The organism is Nonlabens sp. (assembly GCF_047636915.1).
Lineage (GTDB): Bacteria > Bacteroidota > Bacteroidia > Flavobacteriales > Flavobacteriaceae > Nonlabens.
In genome coordinates this window covers 1-23,895 of the sequence record NZ_JBLIGN010000042.1, presented here as the reverse complement: position 1 = coordinate 23,895, position 23,895 = coordinate 1, and the positions used below count along the sequence as shown (strand labels likewise).

Here is a 23,895-nt window from a genome sequence, read left to right as displayed (position 1 = left end):
ACATAAGGACAGAAGATGGAATCAATTATGGAGATGTAGTAGAACATGTAAACTTTCCTTATGCAAGAAAATTGACTGCTGTAAATGCAATAAGCCTTGCTCAGCTGGCATGGGCTCCTACTCGACCACAGCAGGTAAAAATAGGAGGGATCGTTGAAGCAGATGTCAAATTACAATGGGAAAAAGTAAAAGGTGCCACAGGCTATAAAATCTACTGGAGAGATACTACTAGTCCAACATGGGATCATTCTCGTTATATAGGGAATCTATCTGAGATCACGTTAAAAGGAATTGTGATAGACAATTCCTTCTTTGGAGTAGCAGCAGTACACAAAAATGGCACAGAGAGTATGGTGAGTTTTCCAAGTGGTACTTTTAAGTAAAGCAACAGTACCTTTTCGATTTTTGTTACTATTTAAATGCTCTTTAAAAGATCACAGATTTGAAATATACCGTTGCTAGGAATACTATTTTACTGCTGTTTCAAGCATTTTAAAAGCTATTTAAAAACTCTTACTAGGGAACATCAAATGATCCGTTATTAGTGCTGATTATTTCATGTGTATAATATTAAGAATAAACATTTTTAACGACTAGCTTTCCATATCCCGGAGCGATCTCCTATCACAAATAGTTATAGGCAAATACTTCTAAGGCAATTCGCTTAGCAAAAACAAATAGAAACATCTCAGGTTTAACAGACTTGGTGAATATTACCAGATAGCCGCTTAAAACAGCTATTTTTATTTCCCTTATCTTATTTATTACTACAAATTATAGCTTTTTAAAAATAGCTTTGTTAGATCACAACCAACAGTGTTCCATTTATTGATGCATGCAGGCCGCATGTCATTACATACAGAATTACGTGAACAGATCATTAAAAAATATCCTCCAGTAAAAGGAAGAACGTTATCCATGTATGAAATTTAAAGAACTGAAACTAAAACCTAGATTTCTAACAGCCAGCAAAACATTCTCTGATTAATCGCTCCAGATAAAAACTCCTCCGAAATCGCTGCTGTGTATTTTACAACGGTAAGCACCGTAGCCAGAAATGGCAATACTATGATCCATGAATTAGGTATGCAAGACACAGGAGTATCCGTGCACGATAGGTTAATTCCATATCAATATTATGATTAAAGAAGCATATAAATGTGCTGGTATAATTGATAATTAACATTTGTTATAAAATTAGTGTATTACCTACCAAGTTTTAACAAAATATACCCTGTTATGGGGATATTTATTTATCAAAAAGTACTCTACATTCGTTTCATAAGAATTTATTAGAACGCATTCATAATTTTAGGGGGATGAAAGTTCATTTTACTATGACTTTCTCCAAAACTGTCGGTTTATAGCCGGCAGTTTTTATTTTATAGCACTTTGATATACCACCTTGATAAAACAATACTTCTTCCCATTATTAGCGTTTATAAAATTATCAATACGCAGCATATGCATTAATCGTATATTTGGATTCTTAACGGTATGCTAATGAAAGCTTTTAAATACATTTTTATATTATTACTGATTGTAATTGTAGGTGGAGCGGTATATTTTTCAGTTAAAGACGGCACCTATGATATTACAAAAACCCAATCTATAGAAGCTCCGCCATCTCTTATATTTGATGAAATAAAAGATTTCAAACAATGGATCAATTGGAATCCATCTTTAAATAATGAAGAGGTATTCACCACTATGGGTGCTAAAACTCAAGGTATTGATGGTAATTATTCCTTTACCGACGCTCAAGGTACTGGTAAAATGACCATTACTGGAATCGAACCCAACAAGTCCTTAACCATACATATGTTTTACGACAATGGTATAACTAGTTCAAACAGCGAAATAGTTATGGGATTAGTACAAATAGAAAATGGTACTCAAATCACTTGGAATATAAAAGGAGAACAAAATCTTTTAGATAAAGCGATGAGCAGCATTTTACGTTTTGATAAAGAAGAAATAATTGCTCTTAATTATGAAAAAGCTCTTGTTGAGATAGAAGATATAGTTTTAAACAACATGACTGTACAATCTTCCTATGTTGACGGGATCATAGAAACTGGTGGAGGTTATTTTCTTTTTATGTCATCGAGCTCTAAAAAAGAAAACCTTCCAGAATTAAAAAACCAAATGCTTCAAACTATCAGGTCCTATATGCGACGCAATCAAATAGATATGTACGGTGTGGCTCGGGTTATTTATGAAAAAAAAGATGCTATAAATAGTGATGTGATATTCTCTACTGCCATTCCTATACAAAATAAAGAGATAACAGCACTTGAAAGCAACGTATTGTGCAGCTATCAAAAACCTGGAAAAGCAGTTAAAATAACTTTAAAAGGTGCGTACAACAACCTTGAAGAAGCATGGAGAAAAGGAGAAAAATTTATAGCTCAAAACGGATTGGCAAAATCTGAAGAAGCGCCTTATGAAATTTATAAAACAAATCCTGTACTCACACCCAATCCAGCAAACTATTTGACTGAAATATATTTACCTATTCAATAAATGAAAGCATTATTAGTTGTTTTTTTAGGCGGTGGCTTAGGCAGCAGTCTGCGATTTTATTTTTCTCTTATAGAAAATAGTACCAGTCTGAAGTGGATCCCTACCATTAGCGTCAACATTTTGGGATGCTTATTATTAGGTGGCTTTCTCGCCGCTTATCAGAAAGAACAACTCGCTCATCATTGGTATATTTTACTAGGAGTGGGTTTTTGCGGTGGTCTCACTACTTTTTCCACCTTTAGCGCAGAGCTTTTCTTACTACTTAAAAATAATGCCTATTATTCTGCCGTTCTATACCTCGTTTTAAGTCTTGTTTTAGGGGTTTTAGCTGCAGGGTTGAGCTATTGGTCTATTGAAAAACTAGTTGCTTAGAGGATCACTATAGAAATAGGTAAAACAATCAAGAAGAAATCTATTTAGACATTAAAACAAAGTATTGCTCTAATTATATCTTTTCCATACTTAAGTTAGTTTGCCTTTTAAAAATGGTACTACTTAAACTACTTGGTCCAAAAATCCTTTTAGGTATCCCTAAACCATAGTATTGATATGCTGATAAAGTCATAAGCTTTGCAAAAGTAATTGTAAGGGCATCTTGAGATAAGGGTGCGTTTATCTTTGCTTCACCAATGGCATTAGTGTTTTTGGGAAATATAAAATTCCGTTTCCCTCACAACAGAGTTAGAATTCTTTTTATAGGTTATCTTAAACTCCAGCCGTCGAATGCAAGTTGCTGAAGGGAACGGCCAGAAATAGATGGCTAACCAGCACGGAGAACGTTCCAGCAGTTTCCCCATCAAGTGCAGAAATTCATGTTTCTCAATGGCCTATCTTTTAAAAGTCTCCTGTTTCCTGACCCTTTAGGGCTTGGGAACGGAAACCTTCAAAATTCCAGAAGTTCCCCAGTAAAGTGCGGAAATTCATAGTTCTTCATGGCATATCTTTAAAAAGTATCGTGTTTCTGCACCTTTAAGGGATGGAGAACGGAAACCTTGATGCTATTAATAGCTTTTGAGAAAGGTTGTTAGCGAATCCGCTATGCAGCGGAATCACAAAATAAGATTTTTATTTTATAGTTTTAACCGTCATTGCGAGCACGGCGAGCCAATCTGTACTTTTGTTATACGATAAGCAGATTACTTTGTCGTTGCTCTCCTTCTAATGACGGTTTAGAGATACATTATTTAGTACTCAAAACGGTTGCCATTTATTAATAGTAACATCTAGTCTGCAACTAGCAGATGCTGAAACGAGTTCAGCATGACAAGTGTACATAAAAACAGTTGCTCTAACCTGTAAGGTTTCGCATGGGAGAAGCGGCGGCAACCTGACAGGTTTTAAACCTAAGTCGCTGGTTTATTAAAACACTTCTCGATTTAAACAGCAGATTACTTTGTCGTTGCTCTACTCGTAATGACAGGTTGTAAAAAAAAGCGCAAACCGATTGATCGGTTGGCGCTTTTGGAGTTTGAAACTTAGATCTTTAAAAAACGCAAACCGAGAAAGCTACAGATCCCCATACACTCCTAAGTCACTCATAGGGATAAGCGATTCACACTCCAGCAGAGCTGGCGGTTCTCTCTTACATATTTCTTCTATACTGCCCACCTACCTCAAACAAGGCTTCCGTGATCTGTCCTAGCGTACAAATTTTGGTAGCTTCCATCAAGTGTTCGAAGATATTGCCTTGTTGTACAGCTGCTTCTTGGATTTTAGATAATTGTTCTTGTTGCGCTTTCGCATGAGCGGTATGCAAATTATTCTTAGTAGCAATTTGAGCTTGCTTCTCTTCTTCTGTCGCTCGGATCACCTCAGCTGGTAAAACAGTTGGGCTGCCTTTTGAACTTAGGAACGTATTCACTCCTATGATAGGGAATTCGCCAGTATGTTTCAACATCTCGTAGTGCATAGATTCTTCTTGAATCTTACTGCGCTGGTACATAGTTTCCATAGCCCCAAGCACGCCACCACGTTCTGTAATGCGGTCAAATTCTTCTAGAACCGCGGTCTCTACCATATCGGTTAACTCTTCAATAATAAAGGCTCCTTGGATAGGATTCTCATTTTTAGCGAGTCCCAATTCTTTATTGATAATGAGCTGAATCGCCATCGCACGTCTTACCGATTCCTCTGTAGGTGTGGTAATGGCTTCGTCATAAGCATTTGTATGTAAGGAGTTACAGTTGTCATTTATCGCGTAAAGCGCTTGTAAGGTGGTACGTATATCATTAAAATCTATCTCTTGTGCATGTAGAGAACGACCACTGGTTTGAATGTGGTACTTCAACATTTGTGCCCGAGAATTAGCACCGTATTTATGCTTTAAGGCTTTGGCCCATATCTTTCTAGCCACACGACCTATAACCGAATATTCTGGATCGACACCATTGGAAAAGAAGAAACTCAGGTTAGGACCAAATTTGTTGATGTCCATTCCACGACTCAAATAATATTCTACATAAGTGAATCCGTTTGCCAATGTGAAAGCCAATTGTGTAATCGGATTTGCTCCAGCCTCTGCAATATGATATCCTGAGATAGAGACACTGTAAAAGTTGCGTACTTTTTCTTCAATAAAATACTGCTGTACATCACCCATTAATCTAATCGCAAATTCGGTAGAAAAAATACAAGTGTTTTGCGCTTGGTCTTCTTTTAGAATATCTGCTTGAACTGTTCCACGCACTTGAGCCAAAGTTTCGGCTTTGATACGGGCGTAATCTGCTGGTTCTAGAATCTGATCTCCTGTCAATCCTAAAAGCATCAAACCTAGACCATCATTTCCTTCAGGTAATTTGTTGACATCAACCTGACCATTTTTAGAATATACTTTATCTCCTTCAGCATTTAAATAAGAAGGACGTTCTACTTTTTTATCGTCGTACACTTCTTTGAGCTTTGCTTCTACTTTATCGCCTAATCCATTTTCAGTAATAAATCGTTCACAATTTTGATCAATCGCGGCATTCATAAAGAATCCTAATAGCATAGGGGCCGGTCCATTGATAGTCATAGAAACCGATGTCATAGCATGCGATAAATCAAACCCAGAATAGAGTTTTTTAGCATCATCCAGACAGCAAATACTCACTCCAGCATTACCAATTTTCCCATAAACATCTGGTCGTAATCCTGGATCGTTACCGTATAAAGTTACACTGTCAAAAGCCGTACTCAAACGTTTTGCAGGCATTCCCAGACTTACATAATGGAAACGTTTGTTAGTGCGTTCTGGTCCACCTTCCCCTGCAAACATTCTAGTAGGATCTTCACCTGTTCTTTTAAAGGGATACAATCCTGCGGTATATGGGAATTCTCCTGGTACGTTTTCTTGTAAACACCATTTTAATATATCGCCCCAAGCGCCGTATTTAGGCAGCGCCACTTTAGGAATCATCTTATGAGAAAGTGACTCCGTATGGGTTTCAATTTTAATGACTTTGTCACGTACTTGAAACTCATAAATAGGTTGTTGGTACTTGTTTACTTTTTCATCCCAACCGGTAATCACTTCCCAGTTATATGGATCCAGATCTTTTAATGACTTATTGAATTGGGCAATTAAAAGGTCCATGAAATCTGCATCATCTACAAGTGTTTGTGAAATGATATACTCTTCATTTAAGCCTTTTTCTGTAATTAAACGTTCTCGACTTTCGCTCGAACTAGCATTCTCGTTTTGGTCTAATAAGGTATTAATTGTTTGATAGACTCCATATAATTTCTGAGCTACTTTAGATTGTGCCGCTGTGGTGTGATCATAGGCTCTATTGCTTTCAGCAATTTCACTTAGATATCGAGTACGCGCTGGTGGGATCACAAATATCTTTTCGCTTTGTGCTTTATTGAGTTCGTTTTTAGAACTGAAGTCTACTTCTGTTTTCTTAGTTATATCGGCCATTAATGCTTCATACAAAGCATTCATTCCTGGATCATTGAATTGGCTTGCAATCGTTCCATAAACAGGAAGTGTGTTGGGATCGTCGTGCCATAAATTATGGTTGCGCTGGTATTGTTTTTTTACATCCCGCAGCGCATCTAAGGAACCGCGCTTGTCAAACTTATTAATCGCTACCACATCAGCAAAATCAAGCATGTCAATTTTTTCCAACTGTGTCGCCGCACCAAATTCAGGTGTCATAACGTACAAAGACACATCGCTGTGGTCTAGAATTTCTGTATCGCTCTGTCCTATTCCGCTGGTTTCTAAAATAATTAAATCATAGTCAGCCGCTTTTAAAATGTCCACCGCCTCTTGCACATGTTTAGAAAGCGCCAAGTTGGACCTTCTCGTTGCTAGTGACCTCATATAAACGCGATCACTATTGATGGCATTCATACGTATTCTGTCTCCTAAAAGTGCGCCACCCGTTTTACGTTTTGATGGATCTACAGATATAACTCCTATATTTTTTTCTGGGAAGTCCACTAAAAACCTACGGATCAACTCGTCTACTAAGGAAGATTTTCCTGAGCCACCTGTTCCCGTTATTCCTAAAACTGGCGCTTGTTTTTCTGTTTTTTCTGCTTCTGCAAAGTGCTTTACAAAATCTTCATGTCTATTCTCGGCTAGAGAGATCAATCTTGCTATGGTAGGAACATGATTTACGAGAAGTTCTCCGTTTAATTTTGCTTTCGCGTTCTTGTCTGTTGATTTCTTAACAGGAAATGGGGGAACAGCAACATCACATTGCTCTACCAAATCATTGATCATTCCTTGCAATCCCATAGAGCGTCCATCATCTGGAGCATAAATGCGAGTAATGCCATAATCCATGAGTTCTTTGATTTCTGAAGGGAGAATCACACCACCACCACCACCAAAAATCTTGATGTGCTCAGCGCCTTTTTCTACCAATAAATCGCGCATATATTTGAAGTACTCATTGTGACCACCTTGATAAGATGTCATCGCGATACCACTTGCGTCCTCTTGAATAGCAGTGTTTACCACTTCTTCTACGCTTCTGTCATGACCTAAGTGAATCACCTCACAACCCGTAGATTGTATAATGCGGCGCATGATATTAATCGCAGCGTCATGACCGTCAAAAAGACTAGCAGCCGTTACAATACGCACTTTATTTACTGGGATATAGGGTGTTTGATCTTGCATTATGAACTTCTCATTTTATGGAATGCAAATTTACGAAATCGATAACGGAGTTTGATACAGCATAATTAAACTTTTACATTTATTTATGGTCAAAAGGTTATTCTTGTCATTCAAAAGTTTTAATTATGAAGTATTCTTTTTATTTGTTGCTATTTACACTCGTGTTATTATCGGCTTGCGACGCTACCGATGACAACGTTTTTATTCCTTTAGAAGAAACTTATTTTCCGCCAATAACAGGAAACAGTTGGGAAACTACAGATCCAGCAACACTTGGTTGGGACGCACAAAAAGTTACAGAACTTCAACTGTTTCTTGAGCAAAATGAAACTCGTGCATTTATAGTACTGGTCGATGGAAAAATAGTGATCGAAAATTACTGGAATACCAATTTACAAGGAAATCCATTTGCCGCAGACAGTAATTGGTACTGGGCAAGTGCTGGGAAGTCGCTTACCGCCTGTTTAATAGGAATTGCACAAGAGGAAGGCAACTTAAATATCAACGATAAAACATCTGATTATTTAGGAACTGGCTGGACGAGCATGCCAGCAAACAAAGAAGATTTGATCAGCATAAAAAACCAGCTGTCGTTTACCACTGGAATTGATTATAATGTACCTGAAGTAGATTGCACTACACCGGCATGTCTTAATTATCTAACTGATGCTGGAGATCAATGGTATTACCACAACGGGACCTATACCTTGTTGCATAGGGTTTTAGAAAATGCTACAGGAGTCACCAATAACCAATTCACAAATACGGCAATAAAGAATAAAATAGGGATGGATGGATCTTGGTTAAGCACCAACGGTTTAAATGAGATGTATTTCAGTACGGCGAGAAGTGCTGCACGTTTTGGTTTATTAAATTTAAAAAGTGGTTTTTGGGATGGTACAACAGTTTTAGGAGATACCGCTTATTTTAATGCGATGACTAACACTTCTCAATCTATAAACGAGTCTTATGGTTACTTATGGTGGCTCAATGGAGAGGATTCTGTTGTGTTTCCTGGTTCTACTGCATCTATTGCATCATCAGTAACACCATCTGGACCGGCTGACATGGTAAGTGCTTTGGGTAAAAACGGTCAATTTATAGATGTTATCCCTAGTTTAGGCATGGTTGTGATACGTATGGGAGATACTTCAGCTCAAGAGCCTGTACCTATTTTGTTTCATAATGAAATGTGGGAGAAATTGATGGCTTTGATGGAGTGAAAACAGCTTATTATTATCCCTTAGATAAATGACATAGGTGATTGTGTTCAATTATTTATATATATTTTTAATTCTTTAGCTCTTTATAAGCGTTACTATCATTGATTTTTTTTTATTAAAAACATTTTCTTACCTAATTTGGGTATAAAAAAATTAAACAGTTTTAAGGTATCCTCGTTATAATAGTAACTGCGAATAAATGCCTTAAAATTAGATGTATGAATACTCAATTACTAAGAAATTTAGCTGAACATGCTAATCAACTACCACCTAAAGATTTTGAAAAATTAGATTATTTGATACAAAAAACTCGAATGTATACCAACCAAATTTATGGTTCTGAGAGTTCCTACCATAAAACGCTAGATTCTATCAAATTCTTTCCTTCCTATTACTATCAAGGATCTTATGATATATCATGGAAGACAGGATGCTTTAGTTAAAGAATTTAATTGATGTAATAAAGGAAGAGAATTCCATAATTGAAAAAGCTAGAGAACTAGAAGAAAATAAATTTGAAGAACTTAGCAAAATCAAAAATCTTAACAAGAAAGTAAAACAGCGGATTACGAAAATGTTTCAGAAGTTTTCAAAAAGTATTTGGAATAACGTTTTAAGAAAAATAATAACTATAGCCTTAGAGCCTTATGTAAAAGTTATCATCTTCGTACGATTTATGAAAAAATAGGAGAAGCCAAAACGTCCAAAGACTCCTAAACCTTCACAAAATTTTAAGATTTGAAATTTATATCTTCCCAATTCATATGAAGAATAACTTTTTTACCTCCATAATTGCCCTTTTAGTGTTCTCAACAGCCGTTGCGCAAGAGAATAGACTTGCCCAAAAACAGCCTAATACTGCCGAAATCTACCATCATATAGAGAAACTAGGCTTTTTAGGAACAGCGCTTTATGTAGCTGCGCATCCTGATGATGAAAATACACGCTTGATATCGTGGTTGGCCAATGATAAAATGGCACGCACTGGTTACCTTTCATTAACACGCGGCGATGGTGGTCAGAATCTTATCGGACCACAATTGCGAGAGCAATTAGGGATGATACGTACACAAGAACTTCTAGAAGCCAGGTATATTGATGGTGGTCAACAGTTTTTTACGCGTGCAAACGACTTTGGTTATTCTAAGCATCCTGATGAAACGCTAGAAATTTGGAATGAGCAAGAGGTAATGGAAGATATGGTGCGCATCATAAGAGAATTTCAACCAGACGTAATTATAAATAGATTTGACCACCGCACGCCTGGATCTACTCATGGACACCATACTGCTAGTGCGATGTTGAGTATGAAGGTTTTTGAATATGCCGCAGACAAAACTATGTATGCCTATCAATTAAAAGAATTAGACACCTGGCAAGCCCCACGTGTATACTTCAATACGAGTTGGTGGTTTTATGGAAGTGAAAAAGCTTTTGACAAATCAGACAAGACCAACCTACTTGAAATAGATGCAGGAACTTATTATCCCCATAAAGGATTATCCAACAGTGAAATCGCTGCTTTAAGTAGAAGCCAGCATAAATCTCAAGGTTTTGGAAGTTCTGGATCTCGTGGTTCACAAACGGAGTATTTAGAATATTTGAAAGGCTCTTTCCCAACAGATAAATCAGATCTTTTTTCTGGAATCAATACCACATGGACCCGAGTAAAAGGCGGCAGTCGCATACAGACGGTACTAAATGCTGTAATAGCCAGCTATAACTTCAAGAATCCAACGGCGAGTATTCCTGCGCTACTAGAATTAAGGAATAACCTTGAAAACCTTAAAGACAAACACTGGAAAAAGATCAAACTAGAAGAACTGGATCAGATTTTACTTGATATTTGTGGGGTTTACTTAGAGGCAAGTGTGAACACTTCTACAGCCACAGCAGGAGAGTCTATAAGCGTAGCCATAGAATTGACGAACAGATCTAATGAAACTTTTCAGATAAGCCTGCTACCTAATCAAATACTACAAACAGAAGAAAATAAAATTACCTTAAATAAAGACGATAGTAAAAGCGTAAAAGCAAATTTACAGATCCCTGCTATTTATGAAGCAAGCACCCCTTATTATCTCAAAGAAGAAGGGTCTTTAGGAATGTATCAATTTAAAGATAGAAAGCTCACTGGACAACCAGAAACAGCGCCTGATTTTATGATAAGAACTATGATGGAGATCCAAGGAACACAATTGTATAGAGAAATTCCTATCATTCACAAACACACTGATCCTGTGCGTGGCGAGGTAAATGAACCTTTTTATATTGTCCCAGAAGTTGCTGTAAGTATACAGAACCCGGTGTATATATTTTCTGGTGATGACGCACAACCTATTCAGGTTACTATAAAAGCAAATAAAAAAATGCCACAGGGAAACTTAGAATTGCTGCCTCCTGATGGCTGGAGTATCACACCTCAAGATTTCGGTTTTGAAAACTTAGAAAAAGGAGAAGAAAAAACCTATACCTTTCAGGTACAACCTCCTAAAAAGGCCTCGAGGGGAGTGATCTCTGGTCTTGTTAAAATAGGGCTTCAAACATTTAACCAAGAAGTCATCAAAATCAATTATGATCATATTCCTGATCAGCAATTGGTTAGAAATAGCGCATCGCAAGTAGTAAAACCTGGCCTTATCAACCGGGCAAATACCGTAGCTTACATCAACGGTGCTGGTGATGATGTGGCTCAAGCTATAGAGGCGATAGGTAGTAAAGTTTTTAAATTTGAACCTAATGAGGTGCCTGATGATCTATCTAAATACGATGCTGTAGTGGTAGGTATTAGAGCTTTTAATGTTTCTGAAAATGATATGGATGCCTTACAACCCAGACTTGATTCGTATGTGAAGAATGGAGGTACATTACTCATGCAGTACAATACGAGCAGAAGAATTAGTCCTGACGCATTGGGACCTTTGCCTATTACGCTTTCGCGAAAGCGAGTAACAGATGAAAACGCCACAGTAACCATATTAGAACCTCAACACAAAATCATGACGGCACCAAATGCGATTACCTCTACTGATTTTACAGGCTGGGTACAAGAGCGTGGGCTTTATTTTCCAGAGCAATGGGATGCTGCATTTACTCCTATTTTAGGAATGAATGACAAAGAAGAAGAAATGACAAAAGGGAGTCTGCTCGTTGCAGAATACGGTGCAGGACATATCATTTACACTGGTTTAAGCCTTTTTAGAGAATTGCCTGCTGGAGTTTCTGGTGCTTACAAATTACTGGCTAATATAATTAGTATAGGAGTAGAAGATCAATCAATTGAAAATGAGGATGGGAAAAGAAAACTCTAAAAAATGGAATCGTGTGTATGCACTGGTTATTCTAGCAAATATTCTTTTTGCCATAATGTTTTATATTATAAGCTCCGTTTATGGAAATAGTTGATTGGTTCATACTCGTCAGTACGCTGGCATTTATAGTGCTTTACGGTGTTTATAAAACCCGTGGAAAACAGACTAGTGAAGAATATATAAAAGGCGGCGATGCGCGCTGGTGGACAGTCGGCCTCTCTGTTATGGCTACTCAGGCAAGTGCAATTACTTTTTTGAGTACCCCAGGACAAGCTTATACAGATGGGTTAGAATTTGTACAATTTTATTTTGGGCTTCCTATAGCTATCATTATAATTTGCGTCACTTTTATTCCTATATATCACAGACTCAAAGTATATACAGCATATGAATTTCTAGAAAAAAGATTTGACTTAAAAACAAGATCTCTTGCTTCCATCCTATTTTTGATCCAACGTGGTCTTGCAGCAGGAATTACCATTTATGCGCCAGCTATTATTTTAAGCGCGGTCCTCGACTGGGAATTAAAATACCTAAACATCATTATAGGAATTCTTGTTATTATTTACACGGTTTCTGGTGGAACAAAAGCTGTTAACGTAACCCAAAAACAGCAAATGATTGTCATCATGGCTGGAATGGTCACTGCCTTTGTGCTAATAGTAACTCAATTGCCAGATAACGTAAGTTTTGATAATGCGCTTACCATGGCAGGAAGTGCTGAAAAAATGCAAATTCTAGACTTTGAATTCTCCTTAGACGATCGCTATAATGTATGGAGTGCGCTTTTTGGAGCTACTTTTTTAATGTTGAGTTATTTTGGAACGGATCAGTCACAGGTACAGCGCTATCTGTCCGGGAAATCTGTAAAACAAATGCGTATAGGAATGCTTTTTAATGGGTTGCTTAAAGTACCCATGCAGTTTTTTATTCTCCTCGTAGGTGTCATGGTATTTGTCTTTTATCAATTCAATTCCACACCATTAAACTTCAACCCTGCGGCAGAAAAAGCAGTAAAAGAAAGCGAATTTGCAGGTCAGTACAGCAGGTTAGAATCTAGCCATGAAGAAATATTGAGAGAAAAACAAGACCTTCAAAAAAAGTATGCCACAGCACTAAACAGCTCTGCTTCAGAAGATATTATTAATTATGAACTGGCACTAGATTATCTAAGAAATCAAGAAGAAGCGAATAGAACTACGGCACGTACCCTTATTGAAAAGGCAGACGGTGGGATTGAGACTAATGATAAAGACTTTGTGTTTATACATTTTATTCTCAATCATTTACCGAATGGCCTTATAGGTTTATTACTCGCAGTGATATTGAGTGCGGCAATGAGTTCCACAGCTTCAGAATTAAATGCATTGAGTTCAACGACTACTATAGATATTTACAAAAGGTACCGTAAGGAAGAAAAAGATGACGATCATTATGTCAACATGAGCAAATGGTTCACTCTTCTGTGGGGTGTTCTCGCCATATTTTTTGCTAGTTTCATTTCCTTATTTGACAACTTGATACAACTGGTTAATTTTATAGGTTCTATTTTTTACGGAACCATTTTAGGAATCTTTCTAGTAGCTTTTTACTTTAAAAAAATCAAAGGAAGTGCTGTTTTTATAGCCGCTTGTATTTCTCAAGTCATTGTTGCCACTTGCGCTATTCTACATGAATTTGTAGAGGGAATTGAGATTCTTCCTTTTTTATGGCTGAATCCGCTTGGGGCATTTTTAACTATAGGTATTGCCTTTTTGATTAGTTCTTTCCATCAAGAAGATACAACCACTTTTGATTTTCAAAAAAGCTAAATGATTCTCCTTTACCATTGCGGTGAAATTTAGAAAACTCATTTTTTTTCCGGATCTGTATTTCCTAAATAAAAAATACACCCGTACAATACATAAAAATTAAAATGGAAGCTACAAATAGAAAACAGCAAAATAAAATTGAGAAATTGTGGAAGTGTTTGAACGTAAACAAAAATCAATTTATAAAATTTCCAAACACTCTTAGATAGACATCCTTACTCCTTCTCAATAACCTATTAAATAGCTGTTTTAGTTTAAAATGAAATGTATCAAGCTAATTTTAAAACCCTAACATCGCAAATATCATTGTGGAATGCTTACCTAGTGACTGATTGTACAGCAGATTTATTGGGTAGCCTTTATGCCAATTTGAATTTTAGAGGACCGTATAATAAATTGTTTTTTTTGTTTTAACAGGGTAAAAAATACAAGAATAGCCTTACTTATAGTTTTATTTTTCAACGATAGAAAAATAATAATAGCGGCTGGTAAAAATGGTTTCAGTAAAACAATTTACAAAGACATTTGGTGTTCCATTTGGTATACGCCTTTTTAAGAAGTTAAACGGCATAAAAAAACCGTCTAGCTATTTTCTAGACGGTTTTTAATATATGTTCTCCTTAACTATATAATTTCTAAAGTGATCTTAGCCTTAAGAAGTTTTGATATGGGACATACTTCTTTTGCTTTGTTAGCGATCTCTGCTAATTTCTCTGTGGTTATTTCAGGAACATTTGCTGTTAAGTGAAGTGCAACAAGAGTTATTTCTCCATCTTCAAATGTTACTGCTGCTTCTGTAGAAAGGTGTGTCGCAGTGAACCCTTCTTCATTAAGTAAAAAGCTCAATTGCATGGTATAACAACCCGCGTGTGCGGCTCCTAATAATTCTTCTGGATTGGTTCCTATACCTTCTTCAAACCTAGTCCCAAATGAATATGGTGTTTTATCTAACACCGAACTTTGCGTGGAGATGTTTCCTTTCCCTTCTTTACCAGTTCCTTCCCATTGGGCATTTGCATTTCTTGAAAACTTCATTGTGTATTTATTTTGTAATTATTCACTATCAAAGTTACAGTATAGCTTGACCGAAGTGGCATCTTTAACAGAGATTTGATATGCATAAAACCGACTAGAAGATATCTAGCCGGTTTTATGAGTGCTACTTATACTTTAAAAAAAAATGGATGCGTTAATTACAATTTTACACCCCATTCCATAAGGCTGTCCTTGTTCAATTTGACATAATCCATATTGCCTGCTTTTTCAGCAAGCGCTAAGGATGTCATGGCAGTAGCTATAGCTGCAGACTTGTTACCCATTTCTGATTCGATAAGTGCTTTTTTTCTATGCATCCAGAAAGCTTCAGGTTTTGCATCAACTGCTTTAGAAATCCACTCGTGAGCTTGCTGAAGATTTTTATTAGCATCTAGATAGAAGGTAGCAGCACTATAATAATCATTTGCTCCTGGTCCTGCCATTACTTTTTCAATGCTCGCTAAAGTTTTTGCGGCTGTAGGAACTGTAAAGGGTACAGCTACCATAGTCTTGTCCCACATCATTTGTAAGTGAGCACCTTCCATAGAAAGCTCGTTGATGGCCATAGTCCAACTTTCTATCCCGTTTTTCAGCATTGAAGTCTCAACAGTTGTCGTAGCAACTACTTTAGATGCATCCCAAGTTCCAGGATTTCCCCAATTGCTTGTATCGTTGTATAACATTACCGTCCATTCTTTTTTTGCTGGCTTTGTATAAACTGCATAAGTTCCTGCTTTTACATCAGTTCCTGCAAATTTTACATCATCAGAAAAGGTAATCATGGAATTTGCATTTGCTCCAGTTCTCCATAATTTATCAAATGGTACTAGTTCACCAAATATTTCTCTTCCTCTTTTTGCAGGACGAGAATATTCTAAAGCAACCTCTGTAAGACCTACAGTTTGCATAGACTTAGCAATAGGGCTAGGTTGTGGAGCTTCAATTTGAGCAGTAACAGTTGTAGCAACAAATAGGATACTAAAAATAAATAACAATTTTTTCATGGTATGATTTTTAAGATTTTAATTATATGTAAATGTCGTTAATTTTGGGTTTAAAAAATGTTAGGGTTTTCTTAACTAACTCCTTTGACGCCAGAGAAAAAAATCAATATAATAGCGACGCTCCTTAAAATCACTCCAAAATATTTTCAAGCATCTGTTGCTTTAATTGAATAGCAATCTTAAAAAAAACCTAATCCAAATGCAGTAGCTATACTAATTACATCAAACCAGTCTAGCGTAGGTCCATTACTCTGGTATGCATAAGCAACAAGTACGGCAAGACTCCTTCCATGAGTTTGATGCTAAGAATATTCTAAAATCCAAATGGTAAGAGAAACTATTATAATCCACATGAAGTCTGTAACAGCAAACTCTCCATCTACAACCACAGTATTTGCGTATCAAAATCCTCAACGATACTTATGTTTTTTCAATACTTTCAAAAGTTCATCATGAGCAAGAGCTACTTGCATTTCTCCATGCCATACGGTCGCTTTTTTGAATGCGATAATTTCTAAATCAACTCCAGAGCTCGCTGCGCTTTAATGAGCGGTAACAAAAACTAATATACCCAATAGATATGGGTCTTTTAGAGATTTAATTCTCGTAATCCAATCCGTATTTTTAATCCTACAGAAGACGCTATTAATAATTTAGTCAGTCCATTTTATTTGTAATATCCGCTTTCTGGAATGGCTACGAGGTATTCTTTTTTTGATTGATTATTCAACTTAGGTTCCCTCAACCATGGATTGTGAATTTTAAGGATTTTATAATTGATTTTATTAGCTTTCGCGAAAGCGGCAAGATCATCTACTTCATAATCTACCAACACGTTTTTAGTCGGGATCAAATCATAACCGTGTTCCGGATCTACATTAAAACCAAAATTCCTAGGGTTTTTAAGAATCTCTTTTATGGCCAATAACCTAAATACATAACGACCTGTTTCTTCTCCTAGAAGTAAATCGTAATAACTAGAAACTCCTTGTGCATCAAGTTGGTTATAGATCCCGGCATTTCCAGCATTATAGGCAGCTCCTGCAAGTGTCCAATTTCCAAACTTCTCTTTGCTTTTTTTAAGATAATCGCAAGCGGCTTGAGTTGCCTTTTCCAGATGGTAACGCTCATCTATATTATCATTCACCTCTAAGCCTAATTCCCTTCCTGTTCCATTCATTATTTGCCAAAAACCTTTTGCACCTGCTGGAGAACTCACATTTTGAAGACCACTTTCTATCACTGCTAGATATTTAAAGTCATCTGGAATACCATTTTCTGCAAGAATAGGTTCCATAATAGGGAAGTATTTTTGAGCTCTTTTAATAAGAAGAATACCGTTAGATTGCCAGTAGGTATTCACTAAAAATTCACGATCTACACGTTCTCTTATATCTGGCTGATGCAAGGGAACTTCTTCTCCAGCAAAGTCAAGACGTTCAGGTAAGTTTACGCTATATACATTATAGTTTTTCACACGTTTACCTTTCTGATTTCCATGAGTCACATGCTCTGGCGATGGAACAGAAGGTAATGTGGGAGCAGCTTGCTGGATGGCACTTATAATAATTATAAAAATTATAGCTATCCCAGCACCTAGAAGAATCTTTTTCATGTATTTGAATGTTTTTTTCAAAAGTATAAAAGATGCAGGTGTTAACACATTTCAAATCGTTAAGCTTTCTACTTATTTATGAACTGATAAGTTCTGGAAGGTGCTCATTGAACCAGCGATATCTATTGACTATCATTATGTGCGTGCCGCCGGGGACAATGATACAATCATTGATATATTTAATGGGAAAGATAGGATCTTCATCTCCATGAATATGAATCAAACCAGGTAAAGAATCTTCTTGTTCCCAATTTACAATAACATCTAGAGCCCAGTCTAAATAAATGGAACTGTTAACCGATAAATATTTTTTATACAAGGCTATCTTATGAGAAGAAATACCAAAACTGTATTTACTCCATAACTCAAAGCTCTGTATTAAACTTGTAGGAAATATCTTATGTAGACCGGTTGTTTTAGAAAAACGGATCCTTCTAGGAAATTCCCTGTTAGACTTTACGGTAGAAATAAGAATGAGTTTTTCTACTGCGATTTGTTTTGCCATTTCCTGAACTATGATACCACCAAATGAAACACCAATAAGAATGGGCTTTTCATGAATGACTAATTTGGCTAGCTTACTGACATAAGACGTTAAACTTTCCTTTTTTTGAGGTACGATCCATTCTAAATGATGAATAGTAAAATCACTTTCAGGCAGTTTGATGTTTTCAAATATTAAGGAAGATGCAGCCATTCCTGGCATAAGATATACGTGCTTCATATACTAAAAAAGTTTTCTAAACAGCGCTTTAACATATAAAATTGTTTTATCGTACTATATTTACATTATCTTTGAATTAAATTATGTGAAATTTTTATTCATCTCACTAATTTTCTCATTTCACTAATCAGCCACAAAGTTACTTTAATAAAATTAGTGATGTCTATTAATTAGATGTTAATGAGTTAAAAGAATGTTTATGGAAAGTTCTAATACACTAGAAGTTACTGACAATGCTTTTTTACGTCAGTACGAATGTCGCAAAGGCGATATGATGGCAAAAATCGAATATGCCCAGCAAGAGAGAAAAATATTCCTAACTAAATTAATTCTCCCAGAGGAACTCGAGGATGATCTCGAATTTAGAAACGAATTTTTAACTGCTGTTTTTGAAAACATAAAGAATGAAAAAGAACTCAAAGTAGTTCCCACCCATCCTAAAATCGCTGGTTTTGTAAGGAAAAACCGCATGAAATACAAGGAGATGCTTCCTGTAGGTATAGCGATTTAAACATAGATATCAAAAAAATAAAAAGGCTCTTATTAATTTAAGAGCCTTTTTTATGATCCATTATAAAGTTGATCCCACTTCAAACGAGCCTTTTCAAGGTCTTCTAAAGTATCTATTCCTATACTCATATGATCTGTGACAATCATCTTTATTTTCTTTCCATGCTCCAAATATCTAAGGCACTCCACCTTTTCTGATAATTCTAAAGGTGTAGCCGACTGGTTATAGAACTCCAATAAGGCCTTTTTTCTAAACGCATAAATGCCTATGTGTTTATATACAGGTTGCTTTACTACGGCATCTCGTGGAAATGGAATCACAGAACGTGAAAAGTACAATGCATTTCCACTCAAATCAGTAATTACTTTTACGTTATTAGGATTTTGAATATCTGCTATATTCGTCATCTCATGCATTAAAGAAGCAAGAGAAATTTCTCCTTCCATATCCTTCTCGAATACCTCAATTAGTTTTTTAAGATCCGACTGATTTGTAAATGGTTCATCTCCTTGAACATTGATAACTATGTCTGCATCACAACTCCCCACAGCCTCAGCAATGCGATCACTTCCTGTTTCATGATTATTGTGGCTCATCACCGCTTCTCCACCGTTACAAACTATCTCGTTATAAATCAAATCACTATCTGTCGCAACGAGAACTTGATCAAAAAGACCTGTAGACAAAGTAGCTTCATACGTACGCAGTATCACTGACTTCCCACAAAGATCTTTCATAAGTTTACCAGGGAATCTACTGGCTTCAAAACGTGCTGGAATAACCGCTATTTTCTTCAATGATTTTATTTTAATTGATGACAACTACCAAGCAGACTTCTCTTTCATAAGAACACCTTGCTTATAGCACAAAGTTACTGTTTCCTCAGCAGCTTCTGTTTGAAAAGGATAAAGTGTTCTAATCATGTTGTTCATTAATTTCATTAATAATATCCAACTGATATCCGCTTTTCAATATTTGATATGCTTTCTCCCTTTTATCAGTGTTTGTCATGCATATGGCAACAAAAGTAGGTTGAGTAAGCCTCCAGAGAACATAAAGTATCCACAGAACCAAATATAAGTAGTTGGAACCACTAGATTCAAAAAGTTCCATACAGAAATAAGCAGCATTAGTGTCCCTAAAATTTTAAAACGTCCACTTGGAACCTTTGCATAAGCTTCTATTTTATGAGATTAATTTTCTGCGTTAAAGGCAGTCAGAAAGTTCTATTGCGAAAAGTATTTTAGAATACACTAAACCTGCTGTAGTATGTGTGACTTACTTATGGTTACTAATTTAGCGGCAGCAGTGTCAACTTACTGCTTTATTTTTAATTCCATTTCTATTGCAGGTTTCCATCTTTGTCATTTATAACGCAGCTAGTACATACGGGACCCATGTCAGCCATGACACTAACGAACCCTAACCGGTGTGCTAGAAATGTCTGAAAGCGCTACATACATAGTATCGAGCAATTATCTGCGAAAGCTATTGAACAAGCGAGTAATTCTACTGCGATGAGAACACCCAAAACGGTTACAACAGTAAAATGTCCCGTTCAATGCCAATTTTCATGAAGTATTATGGATTGCAATTAAAGATACAATACTGGAAAAAAGTAGCGGTAAAAGACTCTATAACCAGTTTTACGGTTCCTTATACACCTATGCAAACAATAAAGATAATTTCAAAGCTTATCTAGTGTTCTATAAAATGATCGTTTTTAAAACCTATCAGATACAAATTTGTTTTGGCACGAGTTACAGCGGTGTACAGCCATCTTAAATAGCCTTTATCTGGCCCATCTGGCAAATAAGGTTGCTCTATAATCACATTTTCCCATTGTCCACCTTGCGATTTATGACAGGTAATCGCGTAAGAGAATTTTACTTGCAGCGCATTAAAAAACGGATTCTGCTTGATTTCCTTGTATTGTTTGTATTTAGGTAGTTTTAAGTAATCCATACGTACTTCTTGGTAGAGCTTATTGCTCTCCTCATAAGTAAGCGATGGCGTTTCTGAAGTAAGTGTATCCAGTAAAAGAACGGTTTCAAATTCTTTCATTTTAGGATAATCAACCATACGCACCTTAACTTCTGCAAAATGAAAACCATAAATATTTTTAAAAGAGAAGATCTCTAATACTTCTACAATATCCCCATTTGCAATAAATCCAGCATCACTAGATGGCTCTAACCAGTGGTAGTTATTCTTTACGACCATCAAATAATCTCCAGGTGAAAGTTCATTCTCATTAAATAAAATACGCGATCTTATTTGCTGGTTATATAAGTTGGCTCTTTTATTAGACCGCACAATAATTGCTGTTTCTTCATGACCATGAAAATCATAAGCAGAATTGATGGTATCCATGATTTCATAACCATCAATAAGTCTGTTGATATCCGTAAAATTCTCTACGTCAAATTTAAAATCGAACTCTTCATGTAGAATGTGATTGCGTATTCCTGTCGCATTGAGAAGAATTCCTGAGTTAGCACTTTGGCGTTTTACCTCGTTGAGTTCTATCTCCGTAATTTCTTTTAGGTAACGTTGTTGTAATAGTTCACTATCCAAGGCAGGGGAAACATCTAGTTTTACCGGTGGTAATTGTGCCGTATCTCCTATAATCATGAGTTTGCAGTTCACACCGCTGTATACATATTCAATTAAATCGTCAAGAAGAGAGCCATTACCACCAAACATCTTATTCTCTGCCACTACATCTGGAATCATCGAGGCTTCATCCACCACAAAAAGCGAGTTTCTATGCTTATTTTGCTTTAAAGTAAATTGAACGCTGCCGTTGCTTTGTCCCTTTGGGTAATAGATTTCTCTATGAATGGTCGCCGCCTGTTTATTGGAGTAATTACTGATCACTTTTGCTGCTCTTCCTGTAGGCGCTAGCAGTACACAATTCATTTTTAATTTATAGATACTCTTAACAATCGTACTTGTTAAAGTAGTTTTTCCTGTTCCTGCATAACCACGCAACATAAATAACCGTTCTTTATTTTTATCAATAATAAAATCGGCTAGGGCTTCTAAGGCTCTATCTTGCTCATTAGTAGGCTTAAAGGGGAAGTCTAAAAGGAGTGCTTTGTAAAATTCTTGTGGAGTCATTGAGTATTGTGGAAAACTGAGTATAAACTTAACTCAAATTTTATATCTCAGGCTAGGACGAGTGAAAAAAAATTGTAGATTTGTTTCCGTTGAAAAACAAAAAAACCACCCCTTTATGTTCAATTTAATAATCGCATTTGTTTTAGGCCTGATAGTTCTTGTTCTATTAGCCGTATTTATTAACAAAATTCCTAAGAAATTACATCCCGTTCTCATCGTAGTATTATTGGCGGTAAGTGGCTTTTTTGCCTATAAGTTATACAAGTCTATTGAAGAGCCTGTAAAATTTGAGGCTGCAAAAGAAGAGCGATACAGAAAAGTAGTGGCGCAACTTATCTTAATACGTGAAGCACAAAATGCGCACAAAACCATTACTGGTGGTTATAGTGATGATATCAATAAACTTGCCATTTTTGTTGACACCGCTCGCTTTGCCATCTTAGAAAAACGCGATAGTACGGTAATTGACGAAGAGCGTAACATCAAATTTAGACTACGCGCAGATGATCCTAATGGATATAAAAAAGAAATCACTATAACAGACACCATTGGTTTCCAGCCTGTAAAAGACATGTTTAAAAACGTAGATGTTTCTCAACTATTGACATACACCATTAAAGGGGCTCCTGGCTCTATTGAGTTAAAGATCGATGTAGTGATTGATAAAGAAAATCGGGTACCTGTTTTCCGTGCAGTGGCGCAAAAGACAGACATTCTTTTTGATCAGCCAGAAAGATTGGCAAAAGATGAATTAGAAGCTAAGAGTGTAGAATCTATAGATGGACCTACTATCTTTGTAGGCAGCCTAGATGAAATCACAACTAGTGGAAACTGGCCCAGTAAGTATGCAATTAACGAAAAATAGTCCCAACGACTCCATAAAGAAACTGTCCGTTCTGATTCATCAGGATGGACTTTCTTTTTATATCTATGACGCAACTGGAATTTTAAATACCTTGCATAGGGAATTTAAGTACGCTGCAAACCCTATAGAAATCTTGCAGTCTATAAAGGACTGTTATAAAGAAGAAGCTGTTTTGGATTCCGCTTTCGCGAAAGCTACCCTAATCTACCACCACAACATATTTACCAGCGTTCCGGCATCCATATACAAAGAAGACCATGCGGTAGACTATCTCAAATACAATGCGAGAATGTTAGAGACAGACGTATTAAGTACGGACGAAAAACTGGGCGATCTAAATGTCAATACCGTTTACATTGCTTACGCAAATATCAACAACTACTTTTTTGATCGCTATGGCAGCTATGAGTATTTTCATTACAGTTCGCGCTTACTAGAGTTAAGAAGTAAAGAATTACCCACGTTGCAGCCGCAAGTATATCTGGACATTAAGAAAAGTCATTTTTACCTGACCATCTTCAAAAACGAAAAGCTCGTGGCGCACAATCTTTTCCCACACGATGCGATAGAAGATATTTTATATTACACCATGTTCACAACGCATCATAACGATCTCGATCCAGAGACTATGAAAATGATCGTGTGTGCTGAACAAAAAGAAGAAGAATTATTTAATCTTTTATACACCTACGTGCGTTATGTAGATGACACAAAAGATTATCCTAACTATTTAGAACAAATTGTATGCGTATAATATCTGGAAAACATAAAGGCCGTAGAATTTCGGCTCCCAAAAACTTACCTGTAAGGCCTACCACAGATATGTCTAAGGAGGCGTTGTTTAATATCCTTCGTCATAAAATCCATATTCATGACATCAAGATGTTAGAGCTTTTTGCTGGCAGTGGTAATATGTCTTATGAGTTTTGCAGTCGCGGGGCTGGAAGCGTTATCGCGGTAGATCAACATCAACCTTGTATTGCTTTTATTAAAAAAACTGCCGAATTACTAGAGTTTCCCATCGATACCAT

17 protein-coding genes and 1 pseudogene are annotated in these 23,895 nt (G+C 36.4%); 11 read left to right on the top strand and 7 right to left on the bottom strand.

Features of this window, described 5'->3' with window-relative positions; genetic code table 11:
- The 3 genes and pseudogenes from ACJAT0_RS07950 to crcB all read left to right on the top strand — a co-directional run.
- A pseudogene (locus ACJAT0_RS07950) lies at nucleotides 1-383 on the top strand (peptidase M28); the annotation flags it as partial.
- A 1,120-nt stretch (nucleotides 384-1,503) separates the two neighbouring features.
- Nucleotides 1,504-2,526, top strand: a complete 1,023-nt coding sequence (locus ACJAT0_RS07945; RefSeq protein WP_415181234.1) for a GyrI-like domain-containing protein — start codon at nucleotides 1,504-1,506, stop codon at nucleotides 2,524-2,526.
- Complete coding sequence (gene crcB, locus ACJAT0_RS07940) at nucleotides 2,527-2,898, top strand: fluoride efflux transporter CrcB (protein WP_415181233.1); 372 nt, start codon at nucleotides 2,527-2,529, stop codon at nucleotides 2,896-2,898. It begins immediately after the preceding gene.
- Nucleotides 2,899-4,108: 1,210 nt separating this feature from the next.
- Here the strand turns inward: crcB and ACJAT0_RS07935 are convergent.
- Nucleotides 4,109-7,642 (bottom strand): methylmalonyl-CoA mutase family protein, encoded by a 3,534-nt coding sequence (locus ACJAT0_RS07935; RefSeq protein ID WP_415181232.1) that lies wholly within the window; start codon nucleotides 7,640-7,642, stop codon nucleotides 4,109-4,111.
- A gap of 125 nt (nucleotides 7,643-7,767) precedes the next feature.
- Here ACJAT0_RS07935 and ACJAT0_RS07930 point away from each other — a divergent pair, with 125 nt between their 5' ends.
- From ACJAT0_RS07930 to ACJAT0_RS07915, 4 genes are all read left to right on the top strand, one after another.
- Entirely contained in the window at nucleotides 7,768-8,865 is a 1,098-nt protein-coding gene (locus ACJAT0_RS07930) for a serine hydrolase domain-containing protein (protein ID WP_415181231.1), read from the top strand.
- 218 nt (nucleotides 8,866-9,083) lie between these two features.
- On the top strand, nucleotides 9,084-9,308 hold the full coding sequence (locus ACJAT0_RS07925; protein ID WP_415181230.1) for a hypothetical protein: 225 nt from the start codon (nucleotides 9,084-9,086) through the stop codon (nucleotides 9,306-9,308).
- A 321-nt stretch (nucleotides 9,309-9,629) separates the two neighbouring features.
- Nucleotides 9,630-12,176 (top strand): PIG-L family deacetylase, encoded by a 2,547-nt coding sequence (locus ACJAT0_RS07920; RefSeq protein ID WP_415181229.1) that lies wholly within the window; start codon nucleotides 9,630-9,632, stop codon nucleotides 12,174-12,176.
- An 80-nt stretch (nucleotides 12,177-12,256) separates the two neighbouring features.
- Nucleotides 12,257-13,987: a sodium:solute symporter gene (locus ACJAT0_RS07915; protein WP_415181228.1), complete on the top strand. Its 1,731-nt coding sequence runs from the start codon at nucleotides 12,257-12,259 to the stop codon at nucleotides 13,985-13,987.
- 624 nt (nucleotides 13,988-14,611) lie between these two features.
- On the opposite strand, the gene ACJAT0_RS07910 is transcribed toward ACJAT0_RS07915, so the two are convergent.
- The 4 genes from ACJAT0_RS07910 to ACJAT0_RS07895 all read right to left on the bottom strand — a co-directional run bounded on the left by ACJAT0_RS07910 (nucleotide 14,612) and on the right by ACJAT0_RS07895 (nucleotide 18,365).
- Nucleotides 14,612-15,022 (bottom strand): OsmC family protein, encoded by a 411-nt coding sequence (locus ACJAT0_RS07910; RefSeq protein WP_374002057.1) that lies wholly within the window; start codon nucleotides 15,020-15,022, stop codon nucleotides 14,612-14,614.
- Between the two features lie 158 nt (nucleotides 15,023-15,180).
- Entirely contained in the window at nucleotides 15,181-16,026 is an 846-nt protein-coding gene (locus tag ACJAT0_RS07905; RefSeq protein ID WP_374002058.1) for a DUF2911 domain-containing protein, read from the bottom strand.
- Nucleotides 16,027-16,693: 667 nt separating this feature from the next.
- On the bottom strand, nucleotides 16,694-17,641 hold the full coding sequence (locus ACJAT0_RS07900) for a lytic transglycosylase domain-containing protein (RefSeq protein WP_415181227.1): 948 nt from the start codon (nucleotides 17,639-17,641) through the stop codon (nucleotides 16,694-16,696).
- A 76-nt stretch (nucleotides 17,642-17,717) separates the two neighbouring features.
- Entirely contained in the window at nucleotides 17,718-18,365 is a 648-nt protein-coding gene (locus ACJAT0_RS07895) for an alpha/beta fold hydrolase (protein WP_415181226.1), read from the bottom strand.
- A 199-nt stretch (nucleotides 18,366-18,564) separates the two neighbouring features.
- On the opposite strand from ACJAT0_RS07895, the gene ACJAT0_RS07890 reads away from it, so the two are divergent.
- The gene (locus tag ACJAT0_RS07890; RefSeq protein WP_374002061.1) at nucleotides 18,565-18,876 is read left to right on the top strand and encodes an N-acetyltransferase; all 312 of its coding nucleotides are present in this window, start codon (nucleotides 18,565-18,567) and stop codon (nucleotides 18,874-18,876) included.
- A gap of 50 nt (nucleotides 18,877-18,926) precedes the next feature.
- Here the strand turns inward: ACJAT0_RS07890 and kdsB are convergent, their stop codons facing one another.
- Both kdsB and ACJAT0_RS07880 read right to left on the bottom strand, forming a co-directional pair.
- Entirely contained in the window at nucleotides 18,927-19,673 is a 747-nt protein-coding gene (gene kdsB / locus ACJAT0_RS07885; protein WP_415181225.1) for a 3-deoxy-manno-octulosonate cytidylyltransferase, read from the bottom strand.
- 901 nt (nucleotides 19,674-20,574) lie between these two features.
- The gene (locus tag ACJAT0_RS07880; protein WP_374002063.1) at nucleotides 20,575-21,999 is read right to left on the bottom strand and encodes an ATP-dependent DNA helicase; all 1,425 of its coding nucleotides are present in this window, start codon (nucleotides 21,997-21,999) and stop codon (nucleotides 20,575-20,577) included.
- Nucleotides 22,000-22,114: 115 nt separating this feature from the next.
- On the opposite strand from ACJAT0_RS07880, the gene ACJAT0_RS07875 reads away from it, so the two are divergent.
- The 3 genes from ACJAT0_RS07875 to ACJAT0_RS07865 form a co-directional block, all read left to right on the top strand.
- On the top strand, nucleotides 22,115-22,864 hold the full coding sequence (locus tag ACJAT0_RS07875; protein ID WP_415181224.1) for a hypothetical protein: 750 nt from the start codon (nucleotides 22,115-22,117) through the stop codon (nucleotides 22,862-22,864).
- Nucleotides 22,809-23,618, top strand: a complete 810-nt coding sequence (locus ACJAT0_RS07870) for a DUF3822 family protein (protein WP_415181223.1) — start codon at nucleotides 22,809-22,811, stop codon at nucleotides 23,616-23,618. Before ACJAT0_RS07875 ends, ACJAT0_RS07870 begins: the two co-directional genes overlap by 56 nt.
- Nucleotides 23,609-23,895 (top strand): RsmD family RNA methyltransferase (locus ACJAT0_RS07865; RefSeq protein ID WP_415181222.1); only part of this gene is annotated, 287 nt, incomplete at its 3' end. The genes ACJAT0_RS07870 and ACJAT0_RS07865, both read left to right, overlap by 10 nt.